The sequence below is a fragment of the Catellatospora methionotrophica genome (genome assembly GCF_011297335.1).
Classification (GTDB): Bacteria; Actinomycetota; Actinomycetes; order Mycobacteriales; family Micromonosporaceae; genus Catellatospora; species Catellatospora methionotrophica.
Map to the genome: position 1 here is coordinate 325,812 of NZ_JAAOTJ010000002.1, position 21,147 is coordinate 346,958.

Annotated in this window: 16 protein-coding genes; 13 read left to right on the plus strand and 3 right to left on the minus strand. The window is 72.5% G+C overall.

The genetic code is table 11. The features are described from left to right. Positions 1-18 precede the first annotated feature (18 nt). Positions 19-1,476: a M81 family metallopeptidase gene (locus HAV40_RS08755; protein ID WP_166380365.1), complete on the minus strand. Its 1,458-nt coding sequence runs from the start codon at positions 1,474-1,476 to the stop codon at positions 19-21. A 165-nt stretch (positions 1,477-1,641) separates the two neighbouring features. Between HAV40_RS08755 and HAV40_RS08760 the strand changes: the two genes are divergently transcribed. Continuing rightward, the gene (locus HAV40_RS08760) at positions 1,642-2,334 is read left to right on the plus strand and encodes a copper homeostasis protein CutC (protein WP_166380366.1); all 693 of its coding nucleotides are present in this window, start codon (positions 1,642-1,644) and stop codon (positions 2,332-2,334) included. A 141-nt stretch (positions 2,335-2,475) separates the two neighbouring features. On the opposite strand, the gene HAV40_RS08765 is transcribed toward HAV40_RS08760, so the two are convergent. After that, on the minus strand, positions 2,476-3,027 hold the full coding sequence (locus HAV40_RS08765) for a snapalysin family zinc-dependent metalloprotease (RefSeq protein ID WP_166380367.1): 552 nt from the start codon (positions 3,025-3,027) through the stop codon (positions 2,476-2,478). 504 nt (positions 3,028-3,531) lie between these two features. On the opposite strand from HAV40_RS08765, the gene HAV40_RS08770 reads away from it, so the two are divergent. Next, positions 3,532-6,921, plus strand: coding sequence for a discoidin domain-containing protein (locus tag HAV40_RS08770; protein ID WP_239085686.1), 3,390 nt, complete (start codon positions 3,532-3,534; stop codon positions 6,919-6,921). Positions 6,922-6,986: 65 nt separating this feature from the next. Here HAV40_RS08770 and HAV40_RS08775 read toward each other — a convergent pair whose 3' ends face one another. Further along, a complete protein-coding gene (locus HAV40_RS08775) occupies positions 6,987-9,914 on the minus strand; it encodes an AfsR/SARP family transcriptional regulator (protein ID WP_166380369.1) in 2,928 nt (975 codons plus the stop codon). Positions 9,915-10,105: 191 nt separating this feature from the next. Here HAV40_RS08775 and HAV40_RS08780 point away from each other — a divergent pair, with 191 nt between their 5' ends. From HAV40_RS08780 to HAV40_RS08830, 11 genes are all read left to right on the plus strand, one after another. After that, positions 10,106-10,798: a hypothetical protein gene (locus HAV40_RS08780; protein WP_166380370.1), complete on the plus strand. Its 693-nt coding sequence runs from the start codon at positions 10,106-10,108 to the stop codon at positions 10,796-10,798. Beyond that, positions 10,795-11,316, plus strand: coding sequence for a hypothetical protein (locus tag HAV40_RS08785; RefSeq protein WP_166380371.1), 522 nt, complete (start codon positions 10,795-10,797; stop codon positions 11,314-11,316). Before HAV40_RS08780 ends, HAV40_RS08785 begins: the two co-directional genes overlap by 4 nt. 7 nt (positions 11,317-11,323) lie before the next feature. Beyond that, positions 11,324-11,677: a hypothetical protein gene (locus HAV40_RS08790; RefSeq protein WP_166380372.1), complete on the plus strand. Its 354-nt coding sequence runs from the start codon at positions 11,324-11,326 to the stop codon at positions 11,675-11,677. A gap of 136 nt (positions 11,678-11,813) precedes the next feature. Beyond that, positions 11,814-12,755, plus strand: coding sequence for a 3-oxoacyl-[acyl-carrier-protein] synthase III C-terminal domain-containing protein (locus tag HAV40_RS08795; RefSeq protein WP_166380373.1), 942 nt, complete (start codon positions 11,814-11,816; stop codon positions 12,753-12,755). Further along, positions 12,752-13,633 carry a diiron oxygenase gene (locus tag HAV40_RS08800; protein WP_166380374.1) on the plus strand — a complete coding sequence of 294 codons (882 nt, stop codon included), beginning with the start codon at positions 12,752-12,754 and terminating at the stop codon, positions 13,631-13,633. Before HAV40_RS08795 ends, HAV40_RS08800 begins: the two co-directional genes overlap by 4 nt. Further along, a complete protein-coding gene (locus tag HAV40_RS08805; protein ID WP_166380375.1) occupies positions 13,623-13,859 on the plus strand; it encodes a hypothetical protein in 237 nt (78 codons plus the stop codon). Before HAV40_RS08800 ends, HAV40_RS08805 begins: the two co-directional genes overlap by 11 nt. Further along, on the plus strand, positions 13,856-14,737 hold the full coding sequence (locus tag HAV40_RS08810; protein WP_166380376.1) for a class-II aminoacyl-tRNA synthetase family protein: 882 nt from the start codon (positions 13,856-13,858) through the stop codon (positions 14,735-14,737). Before HAV40_RS08805 ends, HAV40_RS08810 begins: the two co-directional genes overlap by 4 nt. Then, positions 14,734-15,777, plus strand: coding sequence for an SDR family oxidoreductase (locus tag HAV40_RS08815; protein WP_166380377.1), 1,044 nt, complete (start codon positions 14,734-14,736; stop codon positions 15,775-15,777). The genes HAV40_RS08810 and HAV40_RS08815 overlap by 4 nt, the downstream gene beginning before the upstream one ends. Beyond that, complete coding sequence (locus HAV40_RS08820; RefSeq protein ID WP_166380378.1) at positions 15,761-16,876, plus strand: DUF3419 family protein; 1,116 nt, start codon at positions 15,761-15,763, stop codon at positions 16,874-16,876. The genes HAV40_RS08815 and HAV40_RS08820 overlap by 17 nt, the downstream gene beginning before the upstream one ends. Next, positions 16,873-17,913, plus strand: coding sequence for a GNAT family N-acetyltransferase (locus HAV40_RS08825; RefSeq protein WP_166380379.1), 1,041 nt, complete (start codon positions 16,873-16,875; stop codon positions 17,911-17,913). The genes HAV40_RS08820 and HAV40_RS08825 overlap by 4 nt, the downstream gene beginning before the upstream one ends. Positions 17,914-18,000: 87 nt before the next feature. Continuing rightward, complete coding sequence (locus HAV40_RS08830) at positions 18,001-21,147, plus strand: ATP-binding protein (RefSeq protein ID WP_166380380.1); 3,147 nt, start codon at positions 18,001-18,003, stop codon at positions 21,145-21,147.

Consider the following 21,147-nt stretch of genomic DNA (forward strand, 5'->3'; position numbering starts at 1 on the left):
AAGACCCGCCGGGTGCGATCATCCAAGAACGACGGTCAGCTCGGGGGTGAAGTCACGGTCCAGCGGGAACATCGGCCGCACCACCCTGCGGTACGGCAGCCGCGCGAGATCCTGGTCGACCCCGCCCGGCGTCAGTGCGAGCAGCCAGTCACCGGCCGCGTCGAACAGCTCGGGCTCCAGGTAGCCGATCTTCACCACCACGACGTCGACCGCGTCGACCTCGACCCCGAGCCGGGCGTACGACGCCAGCAGCCGGTACTGCATCCGGCGCGACGTCAGGAACACGCTCAGCCCGCCCACCCGCACGCTGACGCACCGCCCCCCGTCGGGATCGTCGGCGACGGCCTCCAGGACCCCGTCGAGCACCAGCGGCCCCGGCTCGCGCGCGTCGATGCGGCCACCGGCCGTGACCCGCACCGCCGAGCCGACCGGCTGCCCGGCGACCTGCGCGACGGCCTGCGGATCGACCAGCGACGCGAACACGGCCCGACATGCCCCGTCGCGGATCTCGGGCCGGGCCAGCAGCCGCTCCAGGGCGAACGTGACGTCGTCCGCGCCACCCGCGCCGGGGTTGTCACCGGAGTCGCTGATGAAGAACGGCCGCCGGGCCGGGTCGGCGGCCAGGGCGGTGTCGAGGCACTCGTCCATCGTGCCGGTCGGGGCGACGAACGCGAACTCGTCGCGGGCCGCCCAGAACCGCTCGCCCAGTTCCCGCGCCGCGTCCGCGGCCGCCGTGGCGTCGGTGCCGGTGACCACGACCGCGCCCTGGCAGCGCGCCTGGTCGGCCCACGCGTACCCGATCCAGATCGCCGCGTCGACGACGCCGTCACGGGCCTCGATCTCGGGGATGCGGGCGTAGAGGCCGCGGGCGGGCTCCTCGCGGGTGCTGGTCTTCTCGCCCGGCAGCAGGATCGGCACGTGGACCAGGGCCTTGTGCGGCCGCTGCCCCCGGTGCAGCGCCTCGACCAGGTTGCGCGCGGCGCGCTCGCGGGTCTCCCACACGTCGACGTGCGGCGCGGTGCGGTAGCAGGTGAGCAGGTCGCACCCGTCGAACAGCACCTGGGACACGTTGCCGTGCAGGTCCATCGCTGCGGACACGTACGGCCGCGGCCCGAGCGCCGACCGGATCGCGGTGATCAGGTCACCCTCGGCGTCGTCGCGCCCGACGACGCTCATCGCGCCGTGGAAGTCGAGCAGCATGCCGTCCAGCGGGCCCGACGCGGCGATCCGGTCCACGATCTCGGCGGCCCAGGCCTCGTAGGCGGCGGCCTCGACGGCCCCGCCGGGCAGGGCGCGGGCGTGCACCAGCGGGATCCACTCGACGCCTTCGGCCCAGGGGAGCGTCAGCCAGTCGTAGCGTGCCAGCAGGGCGTCGCCGCGGGTGACCTCGAAGTCGGCGGCGGTGCTCAGGTGCGGGGAGAACGTGCTGGATTCGATGTGGACACCGCCGATGGCGATACGCAGGGGGCGGGACATGGTGCTCGGCTCCTAGGCAGCTCGTGCGTCGGCCGTCGTGCCCGCCCAGGGCGCATCCTGGCTGGTCCGGGCGCGGCCGGGGTCTTTGATCGTAGTCCGCTGAAAGTCGCCGATTTGAGGGGGTAACTGCAGTAGCTCCCAGGGGCCGGGGATAGGTTCCTCCCCGTGACCACGGTGGAGATCTGCGTGAGCGACGTGCCGACCGCGCTGGTGGCGGAGGCGGCGGGAGCCGACCGGCTGGAACTGTGCGCCGATCTGGGCCAGGGCGGCACCACCCCGAGCCTTGGCGCCGTCGAGGTCGCCCTGCGCTCGCTGACCACCGCCGGACTGCGGGTGATGGTCCGGCCTCGTGGTGGGGACTTCCGGGTGAGCGAGATCGAGGAACAGGTCATGCTCGCCGACATCGCCGCCGTCCGCGCCCTGCCCAACCCGCGCGGACTCGACCTCGGCGTGGTCGTCGGCGCGCTCACCGGCGCGGGTCGGCTCGACCTGCCGGTCCTGCGCCGCCTGATCGCGGCGGCCGGGCCGCTGCCGGTGACCGTGCACAAGGCCGTCGACGAGGTCCACGATCAGCTCGCGGCCCTCGACGAGATCATCGAACTGGGTGCCGACGCCGTCCTCACCTCGGGCGCGGCCCCGACCGCGCTGGAGGGCGCGGCACGCATCGCCGCGCTGCGGGAGCGGGCCGGGGACCGGCTGCGGATCGTCGCCGCGGGCGGCATCCGGTCGCACAACATCCGGCGGGTGCTCGCCGAGACCGGCGCGCAGGAGGTGCACCTGCGGGCGCCGGTGCGGCGGGACGGCCGCGAGGCCACCGACGCCGACGAGGTGCGCCGCGTCGTGGCCGCCACCCGCTGACCGGTCCCGTTCAGGAGCGGACGACCGGCCGATCAGCTCTCAAAACTGCGGCCTGGCTTCGTGGCGCGACGGCTCACCTGGGGTGGGTGCCGTCGCGCCACCGCGGGGACGGCGGACCTGCCGCCCCCGCGGGCGTACGCGTCAGGAGGCCTCGTTGCGCCAGCCGGCGGGGACCAGGGCGCCGCTCGCGAACAGGTTGTTGACCTTGTTGATCTCCGTCGCGTTCGGGAAGGCGCTGGTGCACGAGGTGCCCGCGCTGCTGCCGGACATCAGTTCGGAGCAGATGCCGGTGCGCCGGTCGGGCAGGCCGAGGATGTGACCGAGCTCGTGGGCCGCGATACGCGGGGGGTTGTGGCCCTCGGCGGTCGCCTGGCGTCCCATGTAGATCGTGCCGTTGCCCAGCGAGTTGACGTAGGCGCGGGGCCAGTTGTTGTCGGCGTAGACGCGGATGTTGAGCGGGCGGCCGGAGGTCCACCGCTCCAGGCGCACGTTGGTGACGCGGGCGTTCCAGTTGGCCGCGCCCTGGTGTACGGCGTTGACGAATTCGGCGGCCTGGCTCGCGTCGTAGTAGAGCACCCGGACGGCGGCGGGTGCGGGGGCCGCGGTGGCGGCGCTGCCGACGAGCAGGCTGGACAGGGTCATCGCGATGGCGGCGAGGGTGGCCGCCGCGATCCGCGCGAGGTGAGATCTCATGCCCCACACCCTCACTCAGATTGTCAAACATTTCAATATATGTATGACAATCGGCATGCGCGGCTCCGGTGGTGCGACCCCGCGCCGGTGGGTAGGGTCGCGGTGTCCGGGCGAGGTGGGCACAGGTCAGTCATTGACAAACATCAGTCGCCGGTGGCGCAATAGCCCATGTCCGAGCAGTGTTCTGCCCGGTCCCGCCGGTCTGCGGCGACAACTTTTGCCACGATCGACAAAAGTTGTGACTGAACCTCGGTTAGATCTGTACATCTAGAAAAAAGAATTCTAAGGTGTCTACACCAGGCATCGGCGTGCCAGGTCGCATCAGGACAGACAACACATCCGTCCCAGGTCGCGGCACGCCGCTGTGAGCGGTGCATGCCACGTCGACGGACGGTGCGCAGCAGTCCCGCTCACACTGGAGGAAAAGTGTTAGCTCCGTCCCGACGGGCGCGCCTGATTATGGCGGGCGCCCTCACCACAGCGGTAGTCGCCGCAGCCGGGTGGTTGCCCGCCACCGCGGCCGCCGCCGCCCCGCCCCCGCAGACCCCCGGCATCACGCTGCGGACCTTCGACATGCAGGTCGCGCTGAGCGCCCTCTGCAACCTCAAGCCCGCGCAGACCCCCAACGTCGACAAGCTCATGTCGACGATCGACTGGACCACGGCCGCGCAGTTCGGCTACGAGGACAACTTCTACACCCAGGCCCTCGGCTACGTGAACATCCCCACCGCCGGCAGCTACACCTTCCGGCTGATCAGCGACGACGGCTCGCGCCTGCTGATCGATGACAACGTGGTCATCAACCACGACGGGCTGCACGGCGCGACGGCCAAGGACGGCGCGGTCACCCTGACCACCGGCTACCACGCGCTGCGCGTCGACTTCTTCGAGGCCGGCGGCGGCCAGCAGCTCACGCTGCAGTGGCAGACGCCCGGCTCGTCGACGTTCGTGACCGTGCCGAACTCGGTGCTCAGCACCGACGCCGGCGTCGTGCGCGTCACCGCGCCGGGCCGCAAGGAGTGCGAGGGCACCGGCGACTCGCCGGGCGACGGCCTGCCGCTGACCTCCGTGCACCCGAACTTCAACCTCGCCAACCTGCGCCCGAGCGGCTTCGAGCCGCGCGTGACGGGCATGGACTGGCTCGCCGACGGCCGCCTGGTCATCTGCACCTGGGGCGGCACCAACGACTCCGGCACCTCGCAGGCCGGTGAAGTCTGGATCATGGGCAACACCGGCGGCAACGCCAACCCGAGCACCGTCACCACCAAGCGGGTCGGCAGCAACCTCAAGGAGCCGATGGGCCTCAAGGTCGTCGACGGGGTCATCTACGTCTCGGAGAAGATGCGGCTGACCAGGCTCGTCGACACCAACGGCGACGAGGTGGCCGACCAGTACCAGCAGGTCGCGACCTGGCCGTACGGCGGCACGTTCCACGAGTTCGCGTTCGGCCTGATGTACGAGGCCCCGTTCTTCTACCTCAACCTCTCGGTAGGCATCGACTACGGCGGCAACACCACCAACCCGCAGAAGGTCGGCAACCGCGGCACCACCATCAAAATCAACAAGGACACCGGCGCGTGGACGTACGTCGCCGGCGGCCTGCGGACCCCGCACGGCATCGGCTGGGGCCCGGAGAACGGCCTGTTCGTCACCGACAACCAGGGCGGCTGGCAGCCGGCCTCGAAGCTGGTGCACATCAAGCAGGGCCGCTTCTTCAACCACTACCTGACCCCGGCCGGCCCGTTCGACAGTGCCCCGGTCACCCCGCCGGTGATCTGGCTGCCGCAGAACGAGATCGGCAACTCGCCGAGCACCCCGAAGTACATGACCAGCGGCCTGTACTCCGGACAGTTCGTCATCGGTGACGTCACCTACGGCGGCCTGCAGCGCGCCGCGGTCGAAAAGATCAACGGCGAGTACCAGGGCGCCCTGTTCCGCATGACGCAGGGCCTGGAAGCCGGTATCTCCGAGGTCAACGTCGGCCCCGACGGCGCCATCTACGTCGGCGGCATCGGCGGCGGCGGCAACTGGGGCCAGTCCGGCAAGCTGAACTTCGGCCTGCAGAAGCTGATCCCCAACGGCAACAACGTCTTCGACATGCTCAACATGAAGGCGCTGTCCAACGGCTTCGAGATCGAGTACACCCAGCCGATCTCCGCGGCCACCGCCGCCAACCTGGCCACCAAGTACCGCGTGAAGCAGTGGCGCTACGTCCCGACGGCCGCCTACGGCGGCCCGAAGATCGACGAAGAGACGCTGACGGTGTCCTCGGCGACCCTGTCCGCCGACGGCAAGAAGGTCACCCTGGCCATCAACGGCCTCAAGGCCGGCCGGGTCGTGCACATCCGCTCGCCGCGGCCGTTCGGTTCCACCAACGGCCAGTCGCTGTGGAACACCGAGGTCTGGTACACCCTCAACAACATCCCCGGCCAGGCCCCGTCCAGCAACCTGGCCCTGAACAAGCCGGCCACCGCCGACAGCTCCTGCACCACCTCCGAGGGCCCGGCGCAGGCGTTCAACGGCACCGTCAACGGCGGCAACGCCGACAAGTGGTGCTCGCTGGGCACCAGCAAGTGGCTGCAGGTCGACCTCGGCTCCGCGCAGAGCGTCAACCGGTTCGTCGTCCAGCACGCGGGTGCCGGTGGCGAGGACACGGGCTGGAACACCCGTGACTTCAACATCCAGACGTCCACCAACGGCACGACCTGGACCACTGCGGCGACCGTCACCGCGAACACGGCCAACACCACCACCCACAACATCACGGCGACCTCGGCCCGATACGTCAGGCTGAACGTCACCACCGGCGGCACCACCGGCAACGGCGCGGCCCGCATCTACGAACTCGAGGTCTACGGCGGCACCCCGCCACCGACGGGCAACCTCGCGCTCAACAAGGCGGCGACCGCCGACAGCTCCTGCGGCACCACCGAAGGCCCCGACAAGGCGGTCAACGGCAGCGTCTCGGGCGGCAACACCGACAAGTGGTGCTCGCTCGGCGCGACCAAGTGGCTCCAGGTCGACCTCGGCTCCTCGCAGACGGTCGCCCAGCTCGTCGTCCGGCACGCCGGAGCGGGCGGGGAGAACACCGCCTGGAACACCCGCGACTTCAACCTGCAGGTGTCGACCAACGGCACCAGCTGGACCACGGTCGCGACCGTCACCGCCAACACGGCCAGCGTCACCACGCACAACTTCACCGCCACGTCGGCCCGCTACATCAGGCTGAACGTGACGACCCCGGCCAGCGACGGCAACGGCGCCGCCCGGATCTACGAGTTCGAGGCGTACGCCAACACGACCCAGCCCACCCGGATCGTGCTGTTCGACGGTGCCAACATGAACAACTTCCAGCACTCCAACGGCACCCCGGTCACCTGGCCGCTGGGCAACGGCGGCGTCGAGGTCCTCGGCGGCGACATCAAGTCCAAGCAGGCGTTCGGTGACTTCAAGCTGCACGCCGAGTTCTGGCTGCCGCTGCTGCCGGGCGACGTCACCGGCCAGCAACGGGCCAACAGTGGCATCTACCTGCAGGACCGCTACGAGCTGCAGGTGCTGGACTCGTTCGGGGACACCACCCCGGCCAACAACGAGTGCGGCGCGATCTACGAGAAGATCGCCCCGTCGGTCAACGCGGCCACCGCGCCGCAGACCTGGCAGACCTACGACGTGACGTTCCGGGCGGCCCGCTTCAACGGGACCACCAAGACCGAGAACGCCCGCGTCACGGTCGTCTGGAACGGCGTCACCGTCATCAACAACGCCGAGATCAACGGCTCCACCGGCAACGGTGCGGCCGAGACCTCGGCCCCCGGCCCGCTGCGGTTCCAGGACCACGGCGACCCGGGCGCCAACCTGTTCTACCGCAACATCTGGGTAGAGCCTGTGGCCTGATCCCCCACAGAAAGGAGCCGGTCCGGACACTGCGTCCGGGCCGGCTTCCCCCGTTCGAAGCAGAATCAGCCCAGGGACACCGCGAGACGCTGCATGGCCTTCTCCGCGTCGGCGAGATTCAGCTCCTCGAAGATCGCCAGCGCGGCCCGCCAGGCCGCCACGGCGTCGGTGTCCGCGCCCGCCGCGCGGTGCGCGTCGCCGAGGTGCAGCAGGACGTCGCCGCAGCCCGGCCGGTCCCCGACCTCCTCGAACAGCCGGTACGCCTGGGCGAAGTCCGCCAGCGCGCGGCTGTGGTCACCGAGGTGCAGGTACGCGACGCCGAGGCTGTCGTGGGTCGCCGCCTCACCCCGCCGGTCGCCCAGCTCGCGCAGCAGCGCCAGGGCCCGTTGCCCGTAGCGGACGCTGTCCTCGTGCCTGCCCAGCTCGGCGAGCTGGACGCAGATGTTGTTGAGCGCGTTGGCCGTCCCGGCCTGGTGCCCGGCGCGCTCGAACAGCGCCACCCCGCGTTCGGCGTGCCGAAGTGCCAGGTCGGCGCGGCCCTGTAGTTCCTCGACGACGGACAGGTCCAGTTCCACGTGGCCCAGCGAGGCGATGTCGCCCAGTGCGGCGAACAGTTCCATCGCGCGGTGCAGGGGCGTACGCGCGTCCGGGTGTCCGAGCCAGGCCAGCGCCCGCCCGCGGCCGCGCTGGCTGTGCGCGGCACCGAGCCGGTCGCCGCTCCGCTCGGCGGCGCGCAGGGCCTTGTCCTGCAGCTCGGCCCAGTCCTGCCAGTATCCGGCCCGGTCCTGGTAGGTGAGCATCGCCCAGGCGAGCTGCCACAGGTACGGCCCGTCGGCGACGTCGGCGACCGCCAGCAGCACCGGGTACTCGGTCCGGAACCAGTCCATCGCTTCCCGGTGATCGGCCAGCGGCTGCCCGGACGAGCCCTCCGCCAGCCCGATGGGGTCCCGGCGCGGCGCGAGCAGCAGCGTGCCCGCGGCCGCGGTGTGCAGGTAGTGGCCGACCATCCGCCGAATGGCAGCGGCGCGGTCGGCGACGCTGTCCTCGGCCAGGACGAGCTCTCGTGCGAAGGCCCGCAGCAGATCGTGGAACCGGAATCGGCCGGGGGAGGGCTCCTCGATCAGATGCGCGGCCGCCAACTCGCGCAGGGTCCGGCGCGCCCCGGTGCCGGCGACGTCGGCCAGCCGGGCTGCGGCCGCCACCGACACCTCCGGGCCGGGATGCAGCGCGAGCAGCCGGAACATCGCCGCTTCGGCGGGCCTGAGGTCCCGGTAGGAGTGCATGAACACGGTGCGCACGTCGGCTGCCCGGTCGCTGATCTCCAGCGCTGAGAGCGTGCCGTGTCCGCCGCGCAGCTCGGCGGCGAGCGCGGCGAGCGTGAAGTGCGGGTGGGTCGCTGCCCGCGCGGCGACCACGGCCAGGGCGAGCGGGAGCCTGCCGCACGCTTCGACGATGTCGGCGACGGCCCCCGGTTCCGCGGCGATCCGCTGCTCGCCGAGCCGGTACGCCAGGAACGAGCGGGCCTCGGCGGCGGTGAAGACGCCGAGCCGCACCGGCTGCGCGTGCTGGGCCGCCGCGAGCCCGGTGAGCTGGTCACGGCTGGTGACCAGGACCATGGCGCCGGGGGCTCCGGGCAGGGCCGGGCGCACCTGCTCGGCGTCGCGGGCGTTGTCCAGCAGGATCAGTACGCGCTTTCCGGCGACCAGGCTGCGGTAGTGCGCTGCCAGCGCGTGCGGGGCATGCGGCAGCCGCGCGCCCGGCTGCAGCGCTTCCAGTAGCGCCCGGATCACCTCGCCGGAACTCATCGCTGCCCGGCCGGGGTCGTAGCCGCGCAGGTCGAGGTACAGCCGCCCGTCGGGGAACGCGTCGCGTACCGCGTGTGCCCAGTGCACGGCCAGGGTGGACTTGCCGACTCCCGCCATGCCGGAGATCGTGCAGACCAGGGGGGCGCGTCCGGGCCAGCCTGCCAGCAGGCCGTCCAGGCGGGCGAGGTCGCTCTGCCGTCCGGAGAACCGGTGCGGCGCGGCGGGGAGCTGTTCGGGCACATGCCCGGCCGGGCCGCCGAGTAGGGTGCGGTGGGCCTGCTCCAGCTCGGGGCCGGGATCGACGCCGAGTTCGTCGCGCAGCCCGCGGCGCAGCGCCTCGTACGCGGCCAGGGCGGCGGCTCGCTGCCCGGTGGCGGCCAGCGCCGTCATCAGGCGCAGGCACACCGGCTCGTCGAGCGGGTCGGCTTCGGCCAGCGGGAGCAGGGCGGCCAGGGCTTGCTGTGGTGGGGCGCCCGCGTCGGCGTACTCGATGGCGCAGGCCCGGCGCTGCCGCCCGAGGTCCACCAGCGCCGGGTGGGTCTGCAGTCCGGGCAGGTCGGCCAGTGGTGCGCCGCGCCACATCGCGACGGCCCGCTGGAAGCAACGCAGGGCGTCCTCCTGCCGCCCGTGCGCCGACAGCGACCTGGCCTGCGCCGCGACGTCCTGAAACGCCAGCAGGTCGAGCTGGTCGGCCGTCACGTCCAGGCGGTATCCGTCGCCGACCGCGGCGATGCCGATCGGCTGCCCCGACAGGCGTGCCCGCAGCCGGGAGATGTGCGTCTGCAGCAGGGGTGTCGCCTGCGGGGTGGCCCACAGCTGCTCTGTCAGCTCGTCGCGGGGCACTACGGCGTTCGGTGACAGGGCGAGCAGGGCCAGCAGCGTGCGCCGGGTGGGCGAACCGAGGTCGATGGAGTGCCCGCCGATGGTGACCCGCAGCGGGCCCAGCACCTCGATCCGCACGCCGCCCGGATCGCCGTCGGGATCGTGGCCCAGCTCGATCAGGGCGTCCGTTTCGGCCGTCGTCAGGCTGAGCGCCGCGGCCAGGCGGCGCAGCGTGTCCGGCCGGGGCCGTAGCACCCGGCCCTGTTCCAGGTCGCGCAGCCCGGCGGCGCTGATCGCGGCCAGGGCGGCGAGCTCTGCCTGGCTGAGCCCGGCCCGGTTGCGGCGCTCGCGGATGTGACGGCCCACAGGTGACGGTCCGCCTGGCACATGCTTCTCCATCGTCGGGGGTCCCGTACCGGGACCGTAGCGGTTCGGCGTCGCCGACCTGTCCATGCGGGTCAACTGCCTCGGCCGTCCGTCGCCGAAGTGTCGGCCGGCTGACAGCGCCGCCGAGCAGTCTTACGCGGTAGATCGTTCTCGGCAATGAGGGAGACCACATGAGACAGACGGATCGGCGGCGGACCCGCCTGGCAGGCCTCGGCCTGGCTGCCGCCGCCGTGCTGGCGCTGACCGCCGGCTTCGGCGGCGGCGACGAGGTGCGCTACGACGCGCAGCCCGAGTCCAGCGCGCACAGCAAGGAGATGTACCTGTTCAGCAGCGTCGACAGCATGGTGGCGACGTCGCACCTGGTCGTGTCCGGCACCGTGACCGCGGTCGGCGAGGGCCGGTTCACCGGCGTCGACGAGGACGGCTCGACGGCCAGCCAGGTCAGGCTGCGCAGCGTGACCATCGCGGTCGACAGCGTGCTGCACAACCCGAAGCTGGCGCTGGTCCCGCCGCTGATCACGCTGGAGGAGGAGGGCTGGGACGCGCTGGGGCGCGGGTACACCGTCAACGGGGTCGCGTGGAGCAACGTCGGCGACACCGGCTACTTCTTCCTGCGCCGCTCGGCCGGTGGTGACGCGAACACCTACGTGCTGACCAGCTCCGACGGCCGGGTGCTCAACCGGGGCGGGGTGCTGTCGCCGAGCAACAGCGAACGCGAACTCGCCGGTCAGATCACCGCGATCGGGTCGGGCATGTTCGGCATCACCGTCTACAACGCCAGCCAGGCGTACGCGGCAGGCACGCTGCCCGCTGCCGCCAGCGTCGGCGACCAGCCCGAATCCCCGGAAGGACCAGGCGAATGAGGCGTACGATCATCGCGGCGGCGACCGTGATCCTGGCGATCGCGGTCACGGCGACCCCGGCCGCGGCCGGGCACGGCAACAAGGCCAACGCGGGCCCGCCGGACAACGCCCAGCAGGACGTCCAGGTGAACTCGCTGACCTCGGCCGGTTCGGCGGCGGCGTCGTTCGGCCGGGCGCAGCTCGACCGCACCGACATCACCATGAGCACCGGCGGCTCGGACCTGCACGTCTACGACGCCTCGTACAGCGGCTCGTGGTACGGGCAGACGTCGTGCACGGACCGCAACTGGCTCAACGGCAAGTGCGACCACATGGACATCAAGTTCAACACCCGCCTGATGAACGGCAAGTCCACGTCGTACTGGCAGAGCCTGGGCTGCCACGAGTTCGGGCACTCCGGCGGCCTCGGCCACCGGTACAAGAGCACCGACAGCAACAACAACTCGTGCATGCGCGACGAGATCTGGCCTCGCTACCTCGACACCCATGACATCGATGCTGTCAACGCCGTCGTCTAGGCGCTGGGTGGCCGGCGCGGTGGCGCTGGTGCTCGCCGGGGCCGGGGCCTGGCTGCTCTGGCCGGAGAACCTGCCGACGCAGTGGCCGGACAAGGCGGCGTTCTGCGCGAACGCGGCCACGTTCGAGGTCTCCGAGCAGGATCACATCACCGGCGAGGAGCGGCTGGCGGCGGTGCGGGCGATGGCGGTGTCCTCACCGGAGGCGTTGCGTGACGAGATGCGGGTGCTGGTCGACGACCTGGTGCCGGAGTCCGAGCCGCACTCGCACGTGTCGGCGGACGAGTTCCAGGAGGTGACCGTCAAGGTCGGCGAGTTCGTCGAGCGGGCGTGTGGGCTGAACCTGCCCAGCATCCGCACCTGAGCACTGCGGGTGGCCCGTGTCCACGGGCCACCCGCGCGTGCGCGTCGCACGCCTCAGCCCGGTGGGGTGGTCGACTCAGCGGGATCTGAGTACGGGTGCTCATGTGCGGGCGGGCCGCCGCGACCAGCATGGGTTCATGGACGGGCTCTATATCGGATCCTTCGCCCACGCGCTGGGCGCGCGGAGGCGACATCTACGCGAGTCGGCTGCGGCGGGACTCCTCCAGTCGGCTCCCGAGGACCTGGAGGCGGCAGGTTTCCGCTGGCACCACGTCTGCGAACCCGGCGGCACCGCCTACGAACTCGCTCATGCGGCGGTCGCGGAGATCGCGGCCGGTGGCGGGCTCACCGACATCGACGCCATCGTGTACGCCACGTGCCTGCCTGGTGAGACAGGGGCCGGTCCGGTCCGTGACGTCAAGGACCTGATGGATTTCCCGGCCGGGCGGTTGCAGGCCGAGTTCGGCCTGTCGCGGGCGATCGTGGTCGGGCTGCACCAGCAGGCCTGTACCGGCGCCATCGGAGCGCTGCGGCTCGCGGGCGCGCTGCTGACGACCGAACCGGCGTGGCGGCGGGTGCTGTGCGTGACCGCCGACCGGTTTCCCGAGGGCGCCTGGTACGAGCAGGCGTACAACCTGATCTCGGATGGGGCCGCGGCCTGCGTGGTCGGGCGGGACCCGGACGTGTGCCGGCTGCTGACCGTGCACCAGATCACCAACGGCGGTCTGGGCCGGGCCGGTGACGACGAGACCGTCGGGACCTATTTCGCGTACACCCACCGGCTGGTCCGGGAGGCCGCGGCGCGCGCCGGGCTGACCCCTGCCGACCTGGACTGGGTCGTCACCCAGAACACGCACGAGAAGGCCTGGCAGATCCTCGCCCGGCTGCTCGACGTCGACCATGCGCGGATCTGGGCGCCGACGCTGGCCGACGTCGGCCACGTCATCTCCGCCGACGCCTTCGTCAACCTGTCGGCGCTGCTCGGCTCGGGGCAGGCCCGGCCGGGGCAGCGGATCGCGCTGCCGATGGCCGGGTTCGGGCTCAACTGGCAGTGCGCGGTGCTGGAGGTGGCCCGATGAGCGCGCTGGCCACCGCGCTGGCCGAGGTGTCGGAGACCGCCGACCGGCTCAGCCGACTGTCGGTCCGGGCGCACGAGAACCCGTACACCCTGGTCGACTGGCCTTCTTCGGTGGATCCGGAGCGGGACTGGTTCGGCACCCCCGAGTACGTGAGCCTGCACGGCACCCCGGTGTGGGAGGGCCTGGACGACACCGCCCGCCGCCGGGTCGCCTTCCATGAGGCTGCCGGGTTCTACAGCCTCAACATCCACGGCGAGAAGGCGCTGATCCAGGGGCTGGCCGCGCGGCTCTACCGCAGTGACCTGGCCGGGGCGGCCGGATACCTGCACCACTTCCTGGACGAGGAGAACAAGCACAGCGTCTACTTCGGCGGGTTCTGCACCCGGTACGCGCGGGTCTACCGCAGCCGCCAGGTGTCGTTCGGGACCGACCAGGCGCGGGACGTCGACGACCTGCTGTTCTTCGCCAAGACGCTGATCTTCGAGGAGATCGTGGACCACTACAACCGGGTCCAGGGGCGCGACGGGCGGCTGCATCCGCTGGCCAGGTTCATCAACGACAGCCACCACCGCGAGGAGGCCCGGCACCTGGTGTTCGGCCGCCGCCTCGTGACGGCGCTGTGGCAGGCGGCGGGCTTCGATCCGGCGACCGCCGCCGGGATACGCGCCGACCTGGGCCGGTTCCTGACCGCGACCTGGCGCGAGTACTACCACCCCGACGTGTACGCCGACGCCGGGCTCGCCGACCCGTGGGACCTGGCGGAGGCGGCCTGGCACGCCCCTGCCCAGCGCACCCACCGCCGTCACGTGTCCGCGGACTGCCTGCGGTTCCTGGCGGCGGCCGACGTACTCACCGAGGAGCCCGCCGATGCGTTCTGACACCGAGATCCGTGCGCAGCTGCGCACCTTCGTACGCCGCCACGCTGGTGACGTCACCGATGACACGCCGCTGTTCACGCTGCGCCTGCTGCGGTCGGTGCACCTGCCTGAGCTGATCATCCTGCTGGAGCGCCTGCGGGGCGCGCCGATCGACGTCGAGCAGCTGCGGATGGGCGACTTCGACGGCATCGACGCCATGATGGCGCGTTTCGGGAGCCTGCCGTGACGGGGCTGGCGGAGCTGACCGGGCTCGGGCTGCGCTGGGAGACCAGCGGACAGGCCGGGTTGACCGGGCCGCTGCTGGCGCTCGCCGACGGCTGCGACCGCGCCTTCCGGACCATCGCGAGCCGGTGGCACGCGCAGGAGGAGGCGTATCCGATGACGCTGCCCGCCGCGTCCCTCGGCGGCCATCTGCGGTCCTTCCCGCACCAGGTCACCTTCGCGGCGGCGCTCGACCCGGCCGATGCCAACCTCGCCGGGTTCGCCGACGGGCCGGTCGTCGACGCGTCCGGCACGGTCGCGCTGACCGGTACGGCACCGGTGACCGAGGTCCTCACCCCGGCGGCCTGCCATCACGTCTACCGCGCGCACCGGGGGGAGCGGTTGGCGCAGGCGACGTACGTGACCACCCGCAGCACCTGTTTCCGGCGGGAACGCCAGTATGAGCCGCTGCGCCGCCAGTGGACGTTCGCCATGCGGGAGATCGTGTGTCTCGGCACGGCGGAGGAGACGGCGTCGTTCCTGGACGAGGCCTGCACGATGACGGACCGCTTCGCCGGGCTGGTCGACGTGCCGGTCGACTGGGTGGCGGCGACGGACACGTTCTTCCGGCCCGACCGGCATCCGGGCCACCTGCTGCAGCGCATCCAGGCGGTCAAGCATGAGGCGGTGTACGGCGGCTCGCTGGCCCTCGGCTCGGCCAACCTGCACCACGACCACTTCGGGTCCGCGTACGACATCACCCGTGGTGGCGGCCGGGCCAGCACCGCCTGCCTCGCGTTCGGCCTCGAACGATGGCTGTACGCGCTGGTCGACCGGCACGGCCTGGACCCGGCGGGCTGGCCGGACCTGGACGCGGCGGCCATGCGGGCGGTGGCCCGATGACCACGCTGATCACCGGCGCGGACGGCTACCTCGGGCGGCGGATCGCGGCCGCGCTGCGCGGCGAGGACCTGGTCCTCGCGGTGCGCTGTGCCGACCAGGCCGAACTCGACCGCAAACGGGCCCGGCTCGCCGATGTCGCCGACGCACCCGTCGTGCCGGTCGACCTGCGCGACGCCGACCCGTTCGCCCAGGTGGACCCACGACGGATCACCCGGATCGTGCACGCTGCCGCCGTCATCCGCTTCGATGTCAGCCGGGACACCGCCGAGCGGGTGAACGTGGCCGGGACGGCGCGCGTACGCGAGTTCGCGCACCGCTGCGACCGGCTCGACCGGCTGATGCTGCTGTCCACCCTGTACAGCGCCGGGCGGCGGCGCGGGCAGGTCGGCGAGACCCGCCACGACGACATTGGCTTCGTCAACCACTACGAGTGGTCGAAGTGGGCGGCCGAGGAGTGCCTGCTCGACCGGCCGGAACTGCCGGTGAGCGTGGTACGCCTGCCGACGCTGATCGCCGAGGACGCGGCCGGGGACGTCGCCCAGTACAACGCGTTCCACCACACCATGCGGCTGTATTACTCGGGGCTGCTGACCCTGCTGCCCGGCGATCCGGCGACGCCGCTGAGCCTGGCCTCGGCCGCGTTCACCGTCGACGCCGTGACGGCGCTGCTCGCCGCGCCTACCGGGATCTACCAGGTATGCCCTGGCCCGGTGACGCTCGGCGCGGCGATCGACACCGCATTCGCCGTCTTCGAGCAGGACCCGGGCTTCCGCCGCCGGATGCTGCCTCGTCCGGTCCCGTGCGACCCGGCAAGCTTCCGGGACCTGGCGCAGGCCGCCCAGCGGCTGCGCGGCGGTCCGCTACAGCCCGCGCTCGCCTCGGTCACGCCGTTCGCCGAACAGCTCTACCTGCCCAAACACTTCACGACCGACCGGCTGCGCGCGGCGTGGCCCGGTTACCGGACGCAGGACGCCGCGGCGCTGGTCGCGGCGGCGTGCACCGACCTGATCGAGAGGAGCTTCCGTGTCCCGACAGCCTGAAGCGCCACCGCACACCGTACGGCGCACCGAGCTGCCCGGCGCCGTCGACGACCGGCTGTACTTCGCCCAGGTCCGGGAGGACCCGGAACTGGAGATCGCCGCGTTCGCGGGGCACGGGGACGGCCCGATCGCCGTGGTCGGCTCGGCCGGCTGCACCGCACTGTCGCTGCTGGCGGCGGGTGCCACCGAGGTCGTCGCCGTGGACGTCAACCGGACCCAGAACCACCTCGTGGAATTCAAAGCCGCGGCGATCTCGCAGCTGGAACCCGCGACGGCGCTGGGGCTGCTCGGCGGCTCGGCCATGGTGGCGGCGGCGCGGCGGTCGGCATACGCGCAGGTCCGTGGCGTGCTCACCCCTGGGGCACGCGCCTACTGGGACGCGCACCCGCAGGCGATCGCGTCCGGTGTGCTCCAGGCAGGGGTCACCGAGCGGCTGATGCGCCTGATCGCCCGGACGCTGCGCCTGGTCCACCCCCGGCGGACCGGGCGGCTGCTGGCCCTGCGGACCCTCGACGAGCAGCGTGAGTTCTACCGCCGGGAGTGGGACACGGTCGGCTGGCGGCTGCTGTTCGGGGTGCTGTGCAACCGGCTCGTGCTGCGGCGCACCTACGACGAGCGGTTCTTCGCACACGTGGAGAACCCCAGCTATGCCCGGCACTTCCGGCAGGTCGCCGAGCACACGCTGACCGGCCTGGACATCGACGGCAACTACTTCCTGCAACTGCTGCTGACCGGCGGCTACCAGCAGGCCCGCCCGCCCTACCTGGCCGGTCCCGTGCCGGTGGACCGGCTGCACCTGGTCGACGGCACGTTCACCGGCTACCTGCGTACGCGGCCAGACGCCAGCATGGCCGGGTTCGCGCTGTCGAACATCTGCGAGTGGCTGAGCCCAGCCGAGGTCGACGAGCTGTTCGCCGAGATCGTCCGTACGGCCCGGCCCGGTGCCCGGCTGGTGTTCCGCAACTTCGTCGGCTGGACCGAGGTGCCGCCGCGCTGGCGTGACGCCGTACGCGAGGACCGGGCCCGCGGCGAGGAGCTGATGCGCACCGACCGCAGCCTCTGCCAGCGCCGGTTCGCGATCTGCGAGGTGACGCCGTGACGGTCCGCGACGCCCGGCCGGAGGACAACGCGGCGCTGGTCGCCCTGGCGGCCCGCTGCGCCATGGAGGGTGACCTGTCGCTGTGCATCGACCGGCGGCCCGACTTCTTCGCACTCCACCGGGTCGGCGGCGACGCCTGGCGGGTCGGGGTCGTCGACGGCGACGACGGCCCGGTCGCCTGCGTCGCCGTCGCCCGCCGAGCGTCCTACCTCGACGGACGCCAAGCCGTGCTCGGCTACGTCGGCGACCTCAAGGTGCATCCGGCGTACCGGCGGCGCGGGACCGCCCGCGCGCTGGCGCAGTGGGCGCAGGCGGCCGCCCGGGAGCTGGCCGGACCGGACGCGCCGCTGATCAGCACGGTCCTGGGCGGCAACAACGCCGTCGAGATGCTGCGCCGCCAGGTCGAACCGGGCGTACGCAGGCGGGCCACCATCAGGTCGCACAGCATCGACCTGCTGACCCGCCGACGTATCCCGCCCGGCGACCTCACCGTGTCCGTGGCCGGTCCCGCCGACGGGCGCGACATGGTCGAGCTGTGGCGGGCCGTAGCCGCGTCCCGCCAGTTCGCCCCGGTCTGCGAGTCGTTCCCGCTTGCCCGACCGAACCTGGAGTATTTGCTGGCACGGCGTCCGGGCGGGGAACTCGCCGGGTTCGTCGGGCTGTGGGACCAGCACGACATCAAGCAGATGCGCATCACCGGCTACTCGCCCCGGCTGGCGGCGGCCCGGGTCGGCTTCAACCTCGCCGCACCGCTGCTGCGGGTGCCGCGCCTGCCGCGTACCGGCGGGGAACTGAGCTACCGCACCGCCGTCCACCCGTGCGCGGCCGACCCGGAGACGCTGCGCGTCCTGCTCAGGCATGCCTGCAACCGGCTGCACGGGCGGCACTCGTTCCTCACCATCGGCCTGGACGTGCTCGATCCGCTGTCGCGGGCGCTGTCCGGCCTGCGGGCGCAGCCCACCGACGTCGACCTGCTCGTGCTCGGGGAGCCGGCCGACCGGGCCACGCCGGTCCATTTCGAGATCGCCACGGTGTAGTCCTGTCCTCGACCGGCCGCCGAACCCGTGATCCTCGCCGGTCAGCACCGGCGGCGCACCGTAACGGCCAGCGCATAGACTTGGCCGGTGCCGATCATCCTGTCGCTGCTGGACACGGTGCGCTGGGACGGCGAGCCGGTGGTGGGCGAGCGGCCGCAGGCGCTCCTGGCCGCGCTGGCCGCCGCCGGCAGGACGGTCGGTTCGGCGCGGCTGATCGACCTCATCTGGGACGACGACACCCCCGCCAACCCGCTCAAGGCGCTGCAGGTGGTGGTCTCCCGGACCCGAACGGCGCACGGGCCGGACGCGGTGGTCCGCGACGGCGACGGCTACCGGCTGGGCGTCGACCGGACGCAGGTCGACACGCAGGTGCTGGCGGATCGGCTGGCTGCGGCCCGGTCGGCGGTCGAGTCCGAGCCGGGGCGGGCGGCCGGGCTGGCCGCTGAGGCGCTCGCGCTCGGCGCGGTCCCCGCCGACGTCGGCCACGGGCCACTCGGGTCGCTGCGGCGCGAGGCCGGACGCGATCTGGCGCAGGCGCGGCTGGTGCTGGCCAGGGCACAGGTCAGGCTCGGCGAGCACGCCGATGCGCTGCCCGTGCTGGCCGCGGCGTGGGAGGACAGCCCCGGCGACGAGAGCCTGCTGGCGGATCTGCTGCGCAGCGAGGCGGCGGCCCGTGGCGTCGGCGCGGCGCTGAGCCGGTATGAGGCGTACCGGGCGGACCTGCGCGAGCGGATCGGCGCCGATCCCGGTGCGGAGCTGCGCCGGGTGTACAGCGAGCTGCTCGTGCAGGACAGCCCGGTCCGGGCGGGTGTGCGCTACGAGGCGACGACCCTGCTCGGCCGGGCGGCCGACATCCGGCGGTTGCAGGCGTCACTGGCCGCCCACCGGGTGGTGTCCATCGTCGGGCCGGGTGGGCTGGGCAAGACCCGGCTGGCCCACGTGCTCGGCCGGGAGTACGCCGCGCCGGTGGTGCATTTCGTCGAGCTCGTCGGTGTCACCGCACCCGACGACCTCGTCGGGGAGGTCGGGTCGGCGCTGGGGGTGCGGGACTCGGTCAGCGGCCGCCGCACCCTGACGCCGCAGCAGTGGGCCGACGTACGCGCCCGGATCGCCCGCTATCTCGACCAGGCGCCGAGCCTGCTGATCCTGGACAACTGCGAGCACATCGTCGCCGCGGTCGCCGACCTCGTCGCCTACCTCACCGCCGCGACCCGTGAGCTGCGGGTGCTCACCACCACCCGGGCTCCGCTGGCCATCGCGGCCGAGCACGTCTACCCGCTGGCCGAGCTGGACGCCGCCGACGCCGCCGAGCTGTTCCGGCAGCGGGCCGTGGCGGCCCGGCCGGACGTGCACCTGGCGGGGGCGGACGAGGTGGTGGCCGAGATCGTCGAGCGGCTCGACGGGCTCCCGCTGGCGATCGAGCTGGCGGCGGCGAAGGTGCGGGTGATGGCGGTCGCCGACATCGCCCGCCGCCTGGAGAACCGGTTCGCGCTGCTGCGCGGCGGGGACCGCAGCGCACCGGACCGGCATCAGACGCTGCTGGCGGTCATCGACTGGTCGTGGAACCTGCTCGGCGAACGCGAGCGCCGGGCGCTGCGCTGGCTGTCGGTGTTCCACGACGGGTTCACCCTGGCCGCCGCGGAGGCGATGCTCGGCGACGACGCGCTCGCGGCGGTGCAGGACCTGGCCGACCAGTCGCTGCTGACCGTCGTGGAGACCGGCCCGGGCGGGGTGCGCTACCGGATGCTGGAGACCGTACGCGAGTTCGGCCGGATGCAGCTGGTCGACGCCGGGGAGGATGTCGCGGCCGAGCAGGCCCAGCGCGCCTGGGCGGTCGCCTTCTGCGCGCAGCGCGCCCGCGCCCTGTTCAGCCCGCGGCAGTTCGAGGTCGTCGACGCCATCCGCCCCGAGGAGGGCAACCTGGCCGACGTGCTGCGCCGGACCTTCGCCGCCCCGGACCCGGCCGCGACGGTGCAGATCCTCGCCGCCCTGGCCGGATACTGGATCATCCTGGGCGAGCATCCCCGGATGCTGGTCCTCATCGAGGCCGCCGCGAACGCCGTGGACGGTTGGACCCCGCCGCCGGACCTCGCCGACGCCACCCGGATGGCGATCGCCATGACCCTCAACGGCTCGCTGGTCGCCAACACCCCGCACTCCGACGCGCTGCGGGACACGCTGCGGCGGATCGGGCCGGGCGAGCACGATCCGTGGCAGTCCGCGATGGTCACCATGCTGACCGACATCGACCCGCGCTCGGCCGACGGCTTCCTGCAGCAGTTGCGTGATCACGCGGCCTCCGCTGACCGTGAGATCGCCGCGCTGGCGCTGCCGTGGCTGAGCCAGGCCCTGGAGAACATGGGCGACCCGGACGCGGCCATGGACGCCGCCGAGCGCGGCCTGCTGCTCGCCGACGACAGCGTGGGCCCCTGGTCGCAGGCGATCATGCACACCATGGCGGCGCAGCTGGCGATGCAGCTCGGCCGCAGCGAGGACGCGGCGGTCCACGCGCAGGCCGCGCTGCCGGTGCTGGACCGGCTCGGTGCCCGTGACGACTCCATCCAGCTGCGCTCGCTGCTGGCCCTGGTGATGGTCGCCGCCGGTGACCTCGACGCCGCGGCCGTCCAGCTCGCCGTGTTCGGCGACCCGGCGGAGTCCGACGGCACGCTGGCCGGGTGGCTGTCGTTCGACATGGGCAACGCCGAGCTGGACCTGGCCCGTGGCGACGTCGCGGCGGGACTGGCCGGTTACGGCGCGGCGTGCCGGCGGGTGCGCGCGCTGCGGATGCCGGGGATCGCGCCGACCGGGGTCGAGCCGTGGGTGCTGGTGGCGGAGGCGGCGACCCTGGCCGCGTACGCCTACTACGCCCCGGACGGGGACCCGGACGGGGCGGCGCTGTTCGCGTACGCCCGCGATCGGGCGTCGCAGGTGCTCGACCCCGACCACCCGTATCTGGACTATCCGGTGTGCGGGCTGGTGCTGTTCGCGCTCGGTACGTGGGGGCTGCTGCGCGAGGCGCTGCCGGTCGCGGACGCGGTGCGGCTGATCGCGCTGGCGGACCGGTTCGCGTACAACCGGACCATGCCCACGCTGGCCTGGGAGCGGATCGCCGGGCGGGCCGAGGACCGGGCACCGGGGATGCTGGCCGCGATGGCCGCCGAGTACGGCGACCGGCGCGGCCCCGACCTGCTCGACGAGGCACGGAGCCTGGTCGGGCGGATCGGGGCCCGCTGA

Bases quoted from the DNA above. Each gene is read 5' to 3' on its own strand.
- HAV40_RS08755 (WP_166380365.1), bottom strand. From the start codon at position 1,476: ATGTCCCGCCCCCTGCGTATCGCCATCGGCGGTGTCCACATCGAATCC.
- HAV40_RS08765 (WP_166380367.1), bottom strand. From the start codon at position 3,027: ATGAGATCTCACCTCGCGCGGATCGCGGCGGCCACCCTCGCCGCCATC.
- HAV40_RS08780 (WP_166380370.1), top strand. From the start codon at position 10,106: ATGAGACAGACGGATCGGCGGCGGACCCGCCTGGCAGGCCTCGGCCTG.
- HAV40_RS08785 (WP_166380371.1), top strand. From the start codon at position 10,795: ATGAGGCGTACGATCATCGCGGCGGCGACCGTGATCCTGGCGATCGCG.
- HAV40_RS08795 (WP_166380373.1), top strand. From the start codon at position 11,814: ATGGACGGGCTCTATATCGGATCCTTCGCCCACGCGCTGGGCGCGCGG.
- HAV40_RS08800 (WP_166380374.1), top strand. From the start codon at position 12,752: ATGAGCGCGCTGGCCACCGCGCTGGCCGAGGTGTCGGAGACCGCCGAC.
- HAV40_RS08805 (WP_166380375.1), top strand. From the start codon at position 13,623: ATGCGTTCTGACACCGAGATCCGTGCGCAGCTGCGCACCTTCGTACGC.
- HAV40_RS08815 (WP_166380377.1), top strand. From the start codon at position 14,734: ATGACCACGCTGATCACCGGCGCGGACGGCTACCTCGGGCGGCGGATC.